The following is a 16,946-nucleotide window of genomic DNA, read 5'->3' as shown; positions in this document are numbered from 1 at the left end:
TAATAAATAACCATCATCATTAAATACTTCATGTTTATTTCCTTAGATCTCTATTCATCTATGATAGCCTCTACTTATTCAAAATAGCAGTCCAGGTCTACTTTTATTTAGTAGGACACTTCCTAGAAATAGAGAAAGGTAAAAAAATACTTAAATTGAATGATGGTTACAACATGAGTCAACTCCATAAAAGGCAAAGAGGTATTACTTAACAAAATAGTACTACGACGGAACGAAAATAAAAAAGTCTTGGGGAGGAATATAAATGAGTATTAAAAAGAAGTTCAGTATGGGTGTTATGTCAGCGGCATTAGGTTTAACGCTAATTGGTGGTGGAACGTACGCATATTTTAGCTCTACTGTAGTTACGAATAATACGTTTGCTGCGGGTACGTTGGATTTATCGGTGGAGCCGACAGCCATTGTGAATGTAGAAAACTTGCAACCGGGTGATTCAATCATTCGCGATTTTGAATTGCAAAATAATGGAACGTTAGATATCGAGAGAGTAACGTTGGATACGGATTATCGAGTGATTGATGTAAACGGAGACAATACAGAGGATTTTGGAGAGCATATCCAAGTTGAATTCTTATATAACGCTGATAATTTAGATGAGGTCATTTATGAGACGACTTTAGCTGAATTAAAAGATATGACGCTAGATGCTGTTAACGAACATATTTTTTATCCGGCATTTGGGGAAAAAGGTCTTCCGGTTGGTTCTTCAAATGACTTAGTCGTTAAATTTAACTTTGTTGATAACAGCGCGGATCAGAATCAATTCCAAGGCGACTCGCTACAACTGGAGTGGACATTCATCGCGCATCAAGTTCCTGGTAGTGATAAGTAATCACAACTTCACAACTTTATATTTGGATTCATACCTTTTAAGCATAGTGGGTTACTAGATGAAAAGAAAGTATGGAGCCGAAAAACCAGTTATCTATTCGTACTAAAAAACGCGGATTGTATATTTGAAAATAAGGAGGCAACAAATTGAAATTAATAAAGCGCTCTTTTATTTTAGCAATTAGTTCTCTCTTATTGTTTTCACCAACTGTTTTTGCAGCTCCATCCGGACTAGACTCGTTTCCTGATGCAGTTGATTCAGAAACATGGGTATTGCCAGAAGATATGGAATGGGATGACTATCAAGCTGTCCCGGGGGTTAATTGGAATGAAGTGACGGCTGAGCCTGAACGTCTATTAAAAGGAGCTCTTGTGTTAGTAGATTTTGCTGACCAAGAATTCATTTCAAGTTTACCAGAAGGATCGGATGAAGCGGGTAATCCAATCGGATCTGGGGATATTCCACGAGAAGAACTTGGCCAATTTTGGGAGGACTTCTTAAATAAACCGCAAGAACTTAATCATTATCGGACGATTAATGAATATTGGCGAGAAAACTCTTATGGAAAATGGGGCGTTGAGATTGATGCGTTTGGTCCTTATCGTTTAGATGGTAGGGAGTTCCAGTACGGTTTATCGTATGGTAACCAAATGCCACCTGGATACCAATCGAGAAATATCCAGACAGAATCATTAAATTTAGCCCAGGGAGATTTGGATGCTTCTGGTGAAGAATTTGATTTTGTATTTATTCTTCATGCGGGCTATGATCAGTCAGGTGTTTGGCAGGAATTTGGCGAAATGATGTTCCAGGATCGGGATGCGGTTACAGATGAGTTCGGGCCGCCAGCGGATTTAGGAGATTTACCTAATTGGGCGTATACACGTTATGTGCCATGGACGTCATGGTTTGCTGCGAAATCTATCTGGTCACATGCAAACATAAGAAACGGTATTTCAGTTCAAGGTGAAAGTGATGGTATGGGTGTGTTTGCACATGAGTTTGGTCACATTATGGAATTGCTAGATAACTACAACAATCCATATGGGGAGCCAGTATCACGTACTTATTCCGGACCTTGGGAGCTGATGAGTCGTGGAAGCTTTAATGGACCAGGTGGCCCGCATACGCGCTGGATGATTACACCAACGCTTGGTGGTTCTGCACCTTCACACCATATGTTACGAAATAAAATTAAACAAGGATTTTTAGATGAGGATCAATATTTGAATGTGGAACGGGATGCGCTAGCTGATACAGGTCCAATTTTTGCTGATATTGTTGCGCGGGCTGTACCGGTTGGAGAGAAATTTGGTCGGACAGGCATTCATGGCATCAATATTGAAATGGAGGATTTAACACCACCAAACTCATTGGAAGATGACTGGAGAGCGGATATGCAGCGCGGTGCAAAGTGGTATGACAATTATACGATTGAAGTTGTAGACCGTGTTGGATTTGATTCTTTCACGCCTGATTCTGGTGTGTTAATGGCGAAAACAAAAAATGCTGAATCTGCTCCAAACATTTGGGTTGTTGATGCAAAGGATGAAGATATTTCGCAAGTAGACTTCATTCGACCTGATGGATCAGAAGCAATGTATTCACTTGGAGATTACCGTCAACTGTCGGATGCGCTATTTAAGGCTGGGACAGATGAAAATGTAGTAAGTGAATATGTGGATGAGCATAACCGTCTACACTTCTATATTTTAGATAAGCAGTATGACGATGAAGGTGTACTATCCTATCGTGTATCTGTCCGTCATTTAGATGGAGCAGGAGATTATGAGCGTGGGGTCGTTGCTGCAAGTAGTCAAGCTGAAAGAGCTGTACCTGGAAAAGTTGCGACACATTATTTCCAAGTTACGAATACCGGGGAGGCCACTGACTTATTCCGAATTAATGTCAATACAGATGCTGGTTGGGAAACGATGATTCAGCATCATGTAATTGAAGTTGAGGCGGGGGAAACAGTAGAGGTTCCAGTATATGTTAAAGTTCCTGAAGGCGAAAGTGCACCTACAATCCTTACATTTACGGCAACTTCTGAGACGGATACAGAGCAAGTCGCAACAGCGCAAGACGCACTATTAAGCGAGATTAGTGCTGCGAGCTTGCAGACATTGGTCGATATTTTTGCCGATATGGAAGAAATTGAAGCTGGTGCGGTCCGTCCATTACAAACGCATTTAACTGCTTTGGAGCAATATGAAAATAAAGCAGCACATGATAAAGTAGCGAAACATGTTGACGGGTTAAAGGTGCTTATCAACCATTTTGCAGATAATGGATTAATCACTGCAAAGGCATCACAAGCGCTTGAGGATTATGCGGATCATTTAATTAAATAATAGCTTCATAGATTTCTCCTTCCTGTAATAAAAGGTATTGCAGGAAGGGGTTCCTAAATGATAGAAGTAGCTTCATTTATGTTTGGGAAGAAGGGTGAGTGAATTTAATTGTTTTTCAAAAAGACCAAGCAAAATACGAACATCGTGTTTAAATTGCTCATCGTTACTTATTTAGTAGGTTTATGTGTGCACCAAGTTACATTACCAACTTATGCTTATTTTGATAGTCAAACGGTAGTTGAAACAACAATCGATATAGTCGATACGTTTGAACAGGTAGATTCAGACGAACATCCTGCAACACGTGACGTTGAAACTAAAGAAGATTTCGACACGGAGGAAAAAAGTGAAGAGGATGAACCGGTTGACAAGCAAGAAGAAATTGCTGATGAATCAAATGAAGTTCGTGCTGAGGAAATAGATGATGAAACAGTTACGGATGATGAAGTTGGAGAAGAAAATAGTGATGTTACGGTGGAAAAAGAAGAACGTGAAATAGACGAAGCGCCAGATGTTGAACAATAGAGTCATAGATAACGAAATGAAGTATGGTTAAGAGATTGCAAACATGAGGTGATGGGGTTGAAGCGGGAAAGGTTGTTAAAGTTTGTGAATCGATTCGTAACGATTTTGCTGTTTACTGTATTGCTTTTCACGATGTATCTAGTAGTGAACTCAAAAATAGCTGGAGGACATGCAAGTATTTTTGGTTATCAAATAAAAACAGTTTTATCTGGTTCAATGGAGCCGGACATTCAAACGGGTTCGATTATATTTGTTAAAACAGGAGGAGATATGACGCGTTTTAAGGAGGGCGATGTCATTACTTATCTTATGGAAGAAAATGTTCTTGTCACACACCGAGTTGAAAAGGTGGAAAGTAACGGACAACTGTATGTAACAAAAGGTGATGCAAATGACAGAGCAGACTTTGAACCTGTACTTGCAGATAATGTTGTCGGTGAATATACAGGAACAACAATTCCAAAAGTAGGCTATGTCATGAACTTTGCCAACTCAAAAGAAGGCGCTGTTCTCCTCCTTATCATACCAGGCGCACTATTAGTCCTCTACGCATTCATCACCATATGGCGAGCAGCACGCGAACTCGACCAAACGAAACATAGGGACGGTTCTCGTGTTTCATGAATTGCGCTGAAACATGGGTGAAACATGGGGACGGTTCTCGCGTTTCATGGGATTTCACCGAAACACGAGGGAAGGTTCTTGCTTCTTGCACTCGGCACTTCATGTTTTTAAAGACATCGAAATGGTTTAACAACAAAAATACCATACGCTACTCATGATTATCTAGTAATTTGGACAGCGACTTTTGGAATGACAACAGCGGTCAGAAACGAAACAAGGTTAAATGGATGAAATGGGAGGTATGCATGTGCAAAAAATGAAGCAGCGCGTTTTTAGAGGTTTCTTCTTACCGGTCATCACTTTATTATTGCTCGCATCACCAATGTTACCTACTACCATGATGGAAGAACCGGTTGAAGCTAGTTCTAGTTTTATATTAGAAAATGGTGTAACACAACCGATTTATTCATACGAGGACGCGATTAAGGAAACGATTTATGTTGCATCATCTTTAGACAGTGACCGAGATGGAGAAACAGATCGTATTGCAATAGATATTATGCGTCCAAAGGAAACAGAGGGGGATTTGAAAGTACCTGTCATTATGGATGCGAGCCCATATTATGAAAGCATGGGGCGTGGAAATGAGGCGGAAATTAAAGATCCGGACGGGATTGGCGAAAATACGATGTTCCCTCTGTACTATGATAACTATTTCGTACCAAGAGGCTATGCGGTTGTATTAGTGGACATGGTTGGAACAAATAATTCACAAGGGTGTCCGACAACGGGTGGCTTTGAGGAAATTGAAAGTGTTGAAGTTGTCATTGACTGGTTAAATGGTAGAGCGAAGGCATGGGATAAAGATGGAGAAGAAGTTGCGGCGGACTGGGCTACTGGAAAAGTAGGCATGATTGGAAAATCATATGATGGTACGCTCGCAAATGGTGCTGCTGCTCGTGGGATAGATGGGTTAGAAACGATTGTACCAATTGGTGCGATTAGTAGCTGGTATGATTATTATCGCTATGGTGGCATTCCGTTTTATCGTAATGGTCCTGGTGGTTTAGCTGGAAGAGTGACGAGTAGTGAAAGAGTCGCGGATTGTGCACCTGTTCGTGAAGAAATGAGAATACAATCAGATGACGAAACAGGTAATTATAATGATTTCTGGGATGAGCGAAATTACGTGAAGGATTCAGATAAAGTTTCAACTAGTGTATTCGTCATTCACGGTCTTAACGATTATAACGTAAAGGCAAATCATTTTTCCAATTGGTGGGAAGCATTAGCTGAAAATGATGTACCACGAAAACTTTGGCTCACACAAACTGGTCATGTTGATCCATTTGATTTTAGAAGGGCAGAGTGGGTTGATACACTCCATCGCTGGTTTGACTATTGGTTGTTAGGAATTGAAAACGGCATTATGGATGAGCCTACAGTCGATATAGAACGGGCTGCAGATGAGTGGGAAACATATACTAGTTGGCCTGATGCCGAAGCGGATGAAGTAGCAGTGAAATTAGCTCCCGCAAATGAAACGTTGCCTGGAACTTTGCATACTGGGCCGGTCATTCATAAAGAAATACAATCTTTCATTGATAACCCAAGACAAACTGAGCGGGAAATGGTGGAGGATGAGTTTACAACAAAGGATAATAGATTAATATTTTTAACGCCGGAACTAGAGGAAGATATTCGTTTAAGTGGTGTACCGGAAATGAATCTATCTGCGCTGGTAGATAAGGATAACACAAATCTAACAGCTTTAATAGTAGATTATGGTACAGATGTGAGAGTCAATCATCGCTCAAGAGAAGAAGGAATTCGTACGTTGGAAGACATCACATGTTGGGGTGAAAGTACGCCCGCGGACAATGCATGTTATAAAGAAACGGAAAAAGTAACGCATGAGGCACCATATGAAATTGTGACACATGGCTGGTTGGATGCACAGAATTGGGAATCCCTGCACTATTCTAATCCACTAGAACCAGGTAAGCAATATGGTTTCCAATGGGACATGTTGCCGGAAGATTATGTTTTCAAAAAAGGGCATCGTCTCGGGGTGATTATCGTCGGAAGTGATCCAAATTGGATTATGACGGATAGTAATCGGGCCAAAATTGACGTATCACTAGGTGAAAGTTATATAAAACTACCAATTGTTGGTGGTAAGGAAGCATTTAACGAAGCAATTGGGTATGACGGTGGCACTTCACCAAAAAGTACAGCGGATTTACTTGCGGTTGTAAAGTACTTTTTAGATGAAGGGGCTTTTGAAAATGAAGATGCTGCTAGAGCACTAGATATGCATCTTGCTGCTATTGGCCATTATGAAAGAGAAAATGAAATGAATAAAGTTTTGAAACATCTTGAAAACTTTAAAGTGCTACTTGCCTATCAAAAAGATCAGCAACTCATTTCTAGTGAGGCGTATCATGTTCTAAAAGTAGATACGCAATATTTAATAGACTTATTCGAGTAGGTCGTACAAATTGTGTGGGAGGGGGAATCTCTCCCACATTATGTAAATCGATAAGGAAATTCTCTTACCATGAATACAAGGGGTGGCCTATAGATGAAGAAACGATTAATTGCTATGACCACAATACTTATTTTATTTAGTTTGGGTGCATGTAGCGGGAATAAAGATGAAGCAAATGTCATTATCGAAACGCGCGTTGGTACGATTACAGAAGATGATTTAAATGAGGAATTACAAAAACGATATGGTGAAAGTGTTTTACAGGAGCTTGTCACGATAGATGTTTTAAGTAGTGGATATGATATAGACGAAAAAAAGATAGATGAGGAATTAAATAAAGTAAAAGAAGAACTTGGTATGCAATTTGATATGTATTTGCAACAGCAAGGTTTGAATGATGAAGATGCATTCAAAAGTAAAATCTATCTCGGATTACTTCAAGAGGCAGCTGCATTAGACGGAGTGGACGTATCAGATAGTGAATTAAAGGAAGCGTATGATCAGAAAACGAAGGAAATTAGTGCGCAACATATTCTTGTAAAAGATGAGGAAACCGCACTGGAAATGATAGAAAGCCTTGAAGATGGTATTGATTTTTCAGAGCTAGCAAAGGAATACTCAGAGGATAAGGTATCCGCAAAAGATGGTGGAGACTTGGGATATTTTTCAGTGGGAACGATGATACCAGCTTTTGAACATGTCGCATTTTCCATGAAAAAGGGAGAAGTCAGTGAGCCAGTTCAGACAAATTATGGCTATCACATTATAAAGCTGAACGATATTCGTAAAAAGGATCGCGAAATCGCTTCATTTGAGGAAATGAAAGAAGCGTTACGTGAAGAAATCCGTTATAACAAAATCAATATGGTAGAAACGCAAGGGAAAATTGAAAAGATGATTCGTGACGCTATCGTTGATGTGAAAGATGAAACATATAAGGAATTATTTAACGATTTAAAAGCAAATAAGACTGAGGCTAGAAAATAGATGAATAGAAAAGGTTTAGGAATAATATATTTATTATAATATGAAGTTATCAGTATTTAATTCAGAATGTTTGTAACATAAATAATCCATGCAACAATTACCAAGCACCCAAGGGGGATAAATGATGACAGATGCAGTTTTAGAAATAAACAATTTACGCACCCACTTTTTTACAGATAGTGGAGAAATACCTGCAGTTGACGGTGTGAGTCTACACGTAAAAAAGGGAGAAATTGTTGGCATTGTTGGGGAGTCTGGTTGTGGAAAAAGTGTCACGTCATTATCCATCATGCAATTAATTCCTAATCCACCAGGTAAAATTGTTGATGGTGAAATTAACTTTCACGGTGAAAATCTTGTGAAAGCTTCTGATAAAAGAATGAAAAAGATTCGTGGAAATGAAATTGCGATGATTTTTCAGGAACCGATGACATCACTTAATCCGCTGTTTACGATTGGAAACCAGTTAATAGAAGGGATTCGTAACCATCAGAAGATGAGCAAAAAACAAGCGCGTTCTAAAGCAATCCAATTACTGCAACAAGTCGGGTTGCCACGTGCAGAAGAGGTGGTGGATGAATACCCACATCAATTATCAGGTGGAATGAGGCAACGGATTATGATTGCGATGGCGATGTCATGTAATCCGGAACTCATTATTGCTGATGAACCAACGACAGCGTTAGACGTCACGATCCAAGCTCAAATACTAGATTTAATTCGACAATTAAATGAAGTGAATCAAACGGCTGTTCTATTAATTACACATGACTTAGGTGTTGTAGCCGAAATGTGTAGTCGGGTCATTGTCATGTATGCTGGACAAGTTGTGGAGGAAGGAACAGTAAGGGAAATATTAAAAGATCCACAGCATCCTTATACAAAAGGGCTCATTCAATCCTTGCCGAAAATTCATGAAAAGGATCAGAAATTATACTCTATTCCAGGAACAGTACCAAGACCGAAGCTAGGTAGGGTAGGGTGTCGTTTTGCTCCAAGATGTGAATTTGCATTTGATCATTGTTGGCAGGAGAATCCTGAATTGTATGCAATTGAAAATGGAAGCCATCGTAGAAGTCGCTGTTTCTTATATGATGGCGAACATGGAAAGGATGTGATTCATAGTGGAAAAACCGATATTGGAAGTTGAGCAGCTAAAGAAATACTTTGATATAAAAGGTGGTGTCTTTGGTCGGAAAGTCGGGGAAGTGAAAGCCGTTGATGATATTTCTTTTGCTGTAAAAAGGGGAGAAATATTAGGGATTGTAGGAGAGTCCGGTTGTGGAAAATCAACAACGGGTAAAGCAATTTTGCGACTGATTGAGCCTACCTCAGGTCAAATTAAATTTGAAGGTCAAGATATCACGAATTTAGACGCTAAAAAAATGCGGCAATTACGACGTGATATGCAAATAATATTTCAGGACCCGTACGCATCACTTAATCCTCGTCATACTGTAGAAAAGATTATCGGCGAGCCCTTACTCATTCACGGTATGAAAAATGCGAAACAACGTAAAGAGCGTGTAAGGGAATTGTTAGAAGTTGTAGGTTTACAAGCTTATCATGCGTCACGCTATGCACATCAGTTTAGTGGTGGGCAGAGACAAAGAATTGGGATTGCACGTGCATTAGCGAATAATCCGAAGTTGATTATATGTGACGAGCCTGTCTCGGCATTAGATGTTTCCGTACAATCACAAATCTTGAATTTAATGGAAAAACTTCGGGATGAGTTTCATTTAACATATGTTTTTATTGCACATGATTTAAGTGTCGTAAAACATATTAGTGATCGGGTTGGGGTCATGTATTTAGGACAAATGGTGGAGCTAACTGATAAGGATAAATTGTATGATGATCCAAAACATCCGTATACACAAGCTCTTTTATCAGCGATTCCGATGCCAGACCCAGATGTGAATAGGGAGCGCATTATTTTACAGGGTGATGTACCAAGTCCGTCTAATCCACCGACAGGATGTCCTTTTCATACGAGGTGTCCACAAGCAATGGAAATATGTAAAACGTTGAAACCAGCTTTTAAGGAAGCGAGTGATAACCATTTTGTTGCTTGCCATCTTTACGAGAAGGAAGTAGCAACAAATGTTATATAAATTATTAAATAATATAAGGGGGAAGCGTAAATGAGATTTAAAAAATTGCTGTTATTGTCCTTGATGGCGACGTTATTTTTTATTCTCGCTGCATGTAGTGACGATGATTCAAATGAAGGAAAGAAATCGGATGATGGGAAGAAGTCTGAGGAAGTATCTGGAAATACAGATGGTGAAGACAAAGTGCTTATTTTTGCCCGAGGAGGGGATTCGGAAAGTTTGGATCCAGGTAGTACTTCAGACGGGGAGTCTTCACGTGTAACACGTCAAGTATTGGAAAGTTTATTAGACTTTGAAGCTGAAACATTTGAACTAAAACCTGGTCTTGCGCATGATTGGGAAGTTTCCGATGATGGATTGAAGTATACCTTTTATTTAGAGGAAGGTGTTACTTTCCATGATGGTACTGATTTTAATGCAGAAGCTGTCAAAATCAACTTTGAGCGCTTTGCTGATCCGGAGCATGAATATGCTTTTGCTGATGATGGTTATGTTTATTTCATGTATGAAACGATGTTTGGCGGACAAAAGGGTGATAAAGGTCATGTCGTGGATGAAATAAACGTCGTGAATGATTACGAAGTGGAGTTTGTATTAAATAAGCCTTTAGGATTCTTCCTACAAAATATGGCGATGACGTATTTCCCAATTACATCACCAGCAGCTTTGGAGGAATATGGTGCGACAATCAATGAAAACCCAGTTGGAACAGGGCCGTTTAAGTTTGTTAGTTGGACTAAAGATGATTCGATTGTCTTAGAAAAATTCGAGGACTATCGTAAAGAAGGTTTACCGAAAGTAGATAAAGTAATTTTTGAAGTTATTCCTGATAATGCTGCACGTCTTATTGCCCTACGCTCCGGCGACATAGATATCATGGATGGTTTAAATCCTGATGATGCGGCGGGTGTTGAAGATGATGAAAACCTAACGTTATATGCGCGTGCAGAAAATAACTTTGGTTATGTTGGATTTAACGTTCAAAAGGATCCAGTAAGTGATAAGAAACTACGTCAGGCGATTAGTCACGCCATTGACCGAGATGCAATTGTGGATGCGTTGTATGCTGGTTATGGTACGCCTGCTGTGAACCCATTACCACCAAATTATTTAGGATATAATGACGAGATTGAAGGTTTCCAGTATGACCTAGAGAAGGCAAAGGAACTGTTAGCCGAAGCTGGTTATGAAGATGGTGTGAAAATTGATTTATGGACAATGCCAGTAGCTAGGCCGTATATGCCAGATCCAGAAACTGTTTCGGAGATTATCCAAAATAATCTAGCTGAAATTGGTGTAGAGATTAATATTGTGCGAGAAGAATGGGCGCCATATTTGGAAAAAACAATGAATGGTGAACATCAAATGTATATGCTTGGTTGGTCTGGAACAAATGGTGACCCGGATTATTTCCTAAGTAGCCTCTTACATGGTAATAACATTGGAGATAGTAACCGTGAGTTTTATGAAAACAAAGAAGTGGATCGTTTATTAGATGAAGCAAAAGTAGCTGTTGATCAGGACGAACGTGAAGCGATGTATAAAGAAGCGCAAGCGCTTATTGCTGAAGACGTGCCAATGGTTCCATTAGTTCATTCAACTCCAGTTATGGCAACATCAAGTAAAGTAAAACATTATGTTCCACACCCATCAACAAGTGAATCATTAGAAGAAGTAGATATAGAATAAACAAGGAGGGGTCTGACCCCCTCCTTGATTACTAATGGGGTCAGACCCCAAAAATGGCAGTTACGTCAGACTTTTTGTTGAGGTGAAAGAATGGGTTCATATATACTACGTCGATTATTAATGTTAATTCCAGTTTTAATAGGGATGACGATCATTACATTTTCAATTGTTCATCTCATACCGGGAAATCCTGCACAAGTCATATTAGGTGAGGCAGCTACTCAAACGGCGATTGAAAATCTAGAGGAAAGTCTCGGGTTGGACAAGCCGGTTGCTGTACAATATGGTGCCTATGTTAAGGATTTGCTACAGGCTGACTTAGGAACATCATTACGTACGAAGGCTGAAATTTCAAAAGAGATTTGGCCATACTTGGCGGCAACGTTTGAGCTTACATTTTTTGCGATGTTGATCGCCATATTTGTCGGTGTGAATGCGGGTATTATTAGCGCATGGAAACAGAATTCTTGGTTCGACTTTTTAGCGATGATTGTCGCACTTGTCGGTGTTTCGATGCCGGTCTTTTGGCTTGCCTTAATGGAGCAGTGGGTGTTTGCCCAGGAACTAGGGTGGTTGCCTGCCCATGGAAGACAAAGTAATCGAGATCCAATTGAGCCAATTACTTATTTTTATGTCATTGATACGATCATACAGCGTGACTTTTCACAGACGATTACGATGTTGAAACATCTTATTTTACCAAGTATTGCCTTAGCAACGATACCGATGGCAATTATTGCCCGTATGACACGTTCGAGTATGTTAGAAGTAATGAAGTCTGATTACATCCGTACAGTGCGTGCGAAAGGTTCTAATCAGTTTTTGATTATCTATAAGCATGCCTTAAAAAATGCATTAATTCCGGTTTTAACTGTCATTGGATTACAAACCGGTGTGTTATTAGGTGGGGCCATATTAACCGAAACTATTTTTAGTTGGCCAGGGATTGGTAGATATATATTTGAAGCAATTAGTTATCGGGATTACCCTGTCATTCAATCAGGAATATTGGTGATCGCTTTCATGTTCGTCATCATTAATTTACTGGTAGATATCTTATATACGTATATTGATCCAAGGATTAAATATTAGGGGGGATGAGATATGAAGAAGGTGGCACAAGAGCACAAGGTTGAAGAAAACTTGGCAATAAATAGACCAATAGATGAAGAGGAAATGGAAGAAACATCTCCCTTAAAAGATTCCTTGATGCAACTACGTAAAAATCGCTTTGCAGTTGCAGGATTTGTTATTATTGTATTTTTTATTTTACTCGGCCTATTTGCACCAATGCTTACTAGCTATGGGTACAAAGATCAAGTACTTGTCGATCGGCTTCAACCTCCTTCTGCCGAACATTGGTTAGGTACAGACGATGTAGGGCGGGATATTTTCTCTCGTATTGCGTATGGTGCAAGAATATCTTTGCAAGTAGGCTTTTTTGCTGTTAGTGGTGCGCTAGTATTTGGAACATTATTAGGAATCGTTGCAGGATATTTTGGTAGATGGGTAGATATGATCATATCACGAATATTTGATATGCTACTCGCCTTTCCTAGTATTCTATTAGCAATCGCGATTGTTGCTATTTTAGGAGCTTCTTTACAAAACGCATTAATCGCAATCGCTGTGATTAATATTCCTATTTTTGGAAGACTAGTTCGCTCGAAAGTAATTAGCTTACGGGAAGAAGAGTATATTATGGCAGCACGAGCACAAGGAATGAAAAATGGCCGAATTATATTCCATCATATTTTGCCAAATAGTATTGCGCCAATTATAGTACAAGCTACATTAGGATTTGGTACAGCTATATTAGAAGCGGCTGCTTTAGGCTTTTTAGGACTAGGTGCGCAAGCCCCACTACCTGAATGGGGAAAAATGCTTGCAGAAGCACGTAATTTTATCCAATTAGCACCCTGGACTTTAATCGCACCAGGACTATCCATCATGCTAGTCGTACTAGGATTTAACCTAATCGGCGACGGCCTAAGAGACGCCCTAGACCCCAAAATGAAAAATTAGTGAAACATGGGGACGGTTCTCGTGTTTCATGGGGTGAAGCATGAAGCAAAGTGAGACGTGGGGACGGTTCTTGTGTTTCATACAGTGAAGCATGAAGCAAAAGGATGGGTGGTTCTTAAGGGTGGACAAAGGAAAGTTTAGCATGAGGAGTGTGCCTTCATGAGAAAATCTATTATTTTCATATTATGTATTTGGCTGCTTGCTGGTTGTAATGGAGACCAAGTAGAGGTAATCGCGGAAACGGATGTTGGGGACATTACGGAAGCTGAATTTTATGAACAGTTAAAACATCAATATGGGGATAAAGTTTTGGAAGAAATGTTGCTGTTGAAAGTGTTAGAAGATAAGTATACTGTCGGGGAGACTGAAATCACCGCTGAAATAAATATGATCAAAGAACAGTATGGTGATCAGTTTGAAGAATGGTTAGCACAACAAGGAATGAAGGATGAAGATGCATTACAGCAAGTGATACAACTTCGATTATTACAGGAAGAAGCAATTGCCGAACATTTGAAAATTAGTGAGGAAGCGCTACAAGAAAAATATGAGAGACTGCTTGAGGATCTTGAGGCGCAGCATATTTTAGTTGAGGATAAAGAAACTGCTGAGAAGCTATTAGAACAAATACAGGCAGGGGTAGATTTTAATAAATTAGCGAATGAGTATTCGCTTGATGTCGATGCAGATGATGGCGGTTATTTAGGTTATTTTTCAGCAGGAGATACGGAACCTAATTTTGAAAAAGTTGCTTACGAGATGCAAGTTGGTGATATAAGCGACCCGGTTGAAACAAAGTTTGGTTACCATCTCATAAAAGTAACAGATCGCCGTCAAACAAAGGATGAAATAGGGTCATTTGCTGATGTGAAGAAACGTATTCAGCGGATGATGATTTCTGAAAAAATCTCCGCTGAAGAAGAAGAGGAAATATTAAATCAAATATTAAAAAATGCAAACGTACGTATGAAATGAAACATGGGTGAAACATGAGAACCGTCCCCATGTTTCAAAGGAGGCGAGTAATAAGTGAGGAAGTTAGGTTTTATGTTGGGGGTAATTTTTATTGTTCCGATTCTTTTTGGGGCTGATGTACCAAAAGGGCTGGGCGCTACACTTCCTACTATTCTAGTAGAAGATGGGGTGACGCAACCGATATTTTCTAAAGAGGAAGCGATTGTTGAGAGGGTCTTCATTGAGACGGAGGTAGATAGTGATGGTGATGGAAAGAAAGACCGGATTAGGGCGGATCTTATTCGACCAAAGGAAACGGAAGAAGGATTAAAAGTTCCTGTTATTTACGAAATAAGTCCTTATCGGGCTGGCCTAAATCCGATTGATTTTCATGATGTCGATGTAGAATTGACTCCGACGCCAATCAATCCGAATGATAGCACTGGAGGAAAACCGTTTGCTGCAGATTTACCAGGATATTATGACGATTATTTCCTGCCAAGAGGCTATGCTGTTATTCTTGCTGAAAGTATCGGAAGCGGCATGTCCAATGGTTGCCCAACAACTGGTGATAGTCAGGAAGTTTTGGCAACGAGAGCTGTCATTGACTGGTTAAATGGCCGTGCAAAGGCGTATGACGAATCTGGTGAGGAAGTTTTCGCGGACTGGTCAACAGGAAAAGTAGGAATGACAGGTGTTTCTTACAATGGCACGTTACCAAATGGCGTTGCAACAACGGGAGTGGAAGGATTAGAAACGATTGTTCCTATTGGAGCGATTAGTAATTGGTATGATTACTACCGTGCGAATGGAGCCGTGATTGCGCCAGGAGGATATCAGGGTGAGGACGCAGATTCATTAGCCAAAGCCGTTTTAACGCGAGATAACCCTGAGGTTTGCTCTGAATTAATGGAAGAAATCGAAATAGAACAAGATAGGGTGACGGGAGATTATAACGATTTTTGGGACGAGCGTAACTATTTAAATGCTACAGAAAATATTAGGGCAAGTGTGTTTGTTGTACATGGATTAAATGATTGGAATGTAAAGACAGAGCAATTTGCACAATGGTGGGATGAGCTTGAAAAATATGATGTACCTAGAAAACTATGGCTCCACCAACATGGGCATGCTAGTCCGTATAGTTTTAGAAATACGGAGTGGCTGACAACGTTAAATAAATGGTTTGACTATTGGCTGCATGATATTGATAACGGAATCATGGATGAGCCAATGGTTGATATTCAAAAGGAGAACCGTACTTGGGAAACGGAACATGCGTGGCCACATGAAGAAATGCAAGAAACAACATTATATTTTACCTCAAAGCATACAGAAGATGGAAACTTAAGTCATCGACCTGTTTTAGATACACATGTCTCACAAAAATTTGTTGATGATTCATCTATTAGAGCACAAGAATTGGTTCAACAGCCTATGTTGAACATGGAGAATCGCCAAATATATGTGACCCCAGAATTAACATATGCCTATCGCATCAGTGGCACCCCAAATATTTCAGTTAAAGCTAGTATAGATCGACCGACAGCTAATTTAACTGCCTTACTCGTAGATTACAGTCCAAATGGAAGTAGTCGTATCATCACGCGCGGATGGATGGACCCACAAAACTTACATTCTATTTCACATTCAGAAGCCCTTACACCAGATCAACCTTATACATTTACGTGGAATATGCAACCAACAGATTATGAGATAAAGGAAGGTCATAGAATCGGTATTGCTGTGATATCAAGTGATTACGAGTATACGATTCGGCCAAAACCAGGAACAACGCTTTCTATCTTTCCAGAACAAAGTTATGTATCATTACCACTCGTTGGAGATATCACACAAGAGCCAACAAGTGTGAAGGAAATAAAAGAGCTCATTCAATATTATGAGCAACAAGGAGCGTTCAGTAGCCCTACTGCAGTCCGTCAGCTACAAACACATTTAACAACAGTGGAACATTATGAACAACAAGGCGCAGAAGATAAAGCAAAAAAACATTTATCCGGATTTAAATTATTACTAGACTTCCACGCCAAGCACATGACAAAAGAAGTACACGATATTTTACAACAAGATATCGACGCCTTATTAAGGTGAAACGTAGGGACGGTTCTCATGTTTCACGCAGAAGAGATTTGATGCTAAGGGGGTGGTGAACAGCCCAATTTTGAAACATAGGGACGGTTCTCATGTTTCACTGCACAATGCAGACGACCGAACTGAATCGTGACTCGTAGGGACGGTTCTCATGTTTCATGTAGAAGTATTTACCCACCAAGAAAGCTATCAAAACAGATTCAAAGTCATTTTTTACTAGTATATTTGCAAAAAGGGATGCAATTAGGTGGAGTTTTCGTCTTTGTATAAATATA

The 16,946-nt window shown here is 39.7% G+C and carries 13 protein-coding genes; all 13 read left to right on the top strand.

Annotated elements, in window-relative coordinates; all coding sequences use genetic code 11:
- The first annotated feature begins 265 nt into the window (after window positions 1-265).
- The 13 genes from ACFFIS_RS00165 (at window position 266) to ACFFIS_RS00105 (ending at window position 16,671) form a co-directional block, all read left to right on the top strand.
- Window positions 266-853, top strand: a complete 588-nt coding sequence (locus tag ACFFIS_RS00165) for a TasA family protein (protein ID WP_320380100.1) — start codon at window positions 266-268, stop codon at window positions 851-853.
- A gap of 146 nt (window positions 854-999) precedes the next feature.
- Entirely contained in the window at window positions 1,000-3,207 is a 2,208-nt protein-coding gene (locus ACFFIS_RS00160) for a M6 family metalloprotease domain-containing protein (RefSeq protein ID WP_320380099.1), read from the top strand.
- A gap of 186 nt (window positions 3,208-3,393) precedes the next feature.
- A complete protein-coding gene (locus tag ACFFIS_RS00155) occupies window positions 3,394-3,732 on the top strand; it encodes a hypothetical protein (protein WP_390185663.1) in 339 nt (112 codons plus the stop codon).
- Window positions 3,733-3,816: 84 nt separating this feature from the next.
- Window positions 3,817-4,356, top strand: a complete 540-nt coding sequence (gene sipW, locus ACFFIS_RS00150; protein ID WP_390185662.1) for a signal peptidase I SipW — start codon at window positions 3,817-3,819, stop codon at window positions 4,354-4,356.
- A 256-nt stretch (window positions 4,357-4,612) separates the two neighbouring features.
- Window positions 4,613-6,787 (top strand): Xaa-Pro dipeptidyl-peptidase, encoded by a 2,175-nt coding sequence (locus ACFFIS_RS00145; RefSeq protein WP_320380626.1) that lies wholly within the window; start codon window positions 4,613-4,615, stop codon window positions 6,785-6,787.
- A 93-nt stretch (window positions 6,788-6,880) separates the two neighbouring features.
- Window positions 6,881-7,774 carry a peptidylprolyl isomerase gene (locus ACFFIS_RS00140; protein ID WP_320380095.1) on the top strand — a complete coding sequence of 298 codons (894 nt, stop codon included), beginning with the start codon at window positions 6,881-6,883 and terminating at the stop codon, window positions 7,772-7,774.
- A 124-nt stretch (window positions 7,775-7,898) separates the two neighbouring features.
- On the top strand, window positions 7,899-8,924 hold the full coding sequence (locus ACFFIS_RS00135) for an ABC transporter ATP-binding protein (RefSeq protein WP_390185661.1): 1,026 nt from the start codon (window positions 7,899-7,901) through the stop codon (window positions 8,922-8,924).
- A complete protein-coding gene (locus ACFFIS_RS00130) occupies window positions 8,899-9,891 on the top strand; it encodes an ABC transporter ATP-binding protein (protein WP_390185660.1) in 993 nt (330 codons plus the stop codon). The genes ACFFIS_RS00135 and ACFFIS_RS00130 overlap by 26 nt, the downstream gene beginning before the upstream one ends.
- A gap of 30 nt (window positions 9,892-9,921) precedes the next feature.
- The gene (locus ACFFIS_RS00125) at window positions 9,922-11,580 is read left to right on the top strand and encodes an ABC transporter substrate-binding protein (RefSeq protein ID WP_390185659.1); all 1,659 of its coding nucleotides are present in this window, start codon (window positions 9,922-9,924) and stop codon (window positions 11,578-11,580) included.
- 90 nt (window positions 11,581-11,670) lie between these two features.
- Window positions 11,671-12,672 carry an ABC transporter permease gene (locus ACFFIS_RS00120; RefSeq protein WP_390185658.1) on the top strand — a complete coding sequence of 334 codons (1,002 nt, stop codon included), beginning with the start codon at window positions 11,671-11,673 and terminating at the stop codon, window positions 12,670-12,672.
- A gap of 84 nt (window positions 12,673-12,756) precedes the next feature.
- The gene (locus ACFFIS_RS00115; protein WP_320380625.1) at window positions 12,757-13,605 is read left to right on the top strand and encodes an ABC transporter permease; all 849 of its coding nucleotides are present in this window, start codon (window positions 12,757-12,759) and stop codon (window positions 13,603-13,605) included.
- Between the two features lie 159 nt (window positions 13,606-13,764).
- Entirely contained in the window at window positions 13,765-14,580 is an 816-nt protein-coding gene (locus ACFFIS_RS00110) for a peptidylprolyl isomerase (RefSeq protein ID WP_320380092.1), read from the top strand.
- A 72-nt stretch (window positions 14,581-14,652) separates the two neighbouring features.
- The gene (locus ACFFIS_RS00105; RefSeq protein WP_390185702.1) at window positions 14,653-16,671 is read left to right on the top strand and encodes a Xaa-Pro dipeptidyl-peptidase; all 2,019 of its coding nucleotides are present in this window, start codon (window positions 14,653-14,655) and stop codon (window positions 16,669-16,671) included.
- Window positions 16,672-16,946 lie beyond the last annotated feature (275 nt).

This window comes from Paracerasibacillus soli (assembly GCF_042432965.1).
GTDB classification, from domain to species: Bacteria; Bacillota; Bacilli; order Bacillales; family Amphibacillaceae; genus Paracerasibacillus; species Paracerasibacillus soli.
The sequence above is the reverse complement of the archived record's forward strand: the minus strand, read 5'-3'. Positions and strand labels throughout refer to the sequence as shown.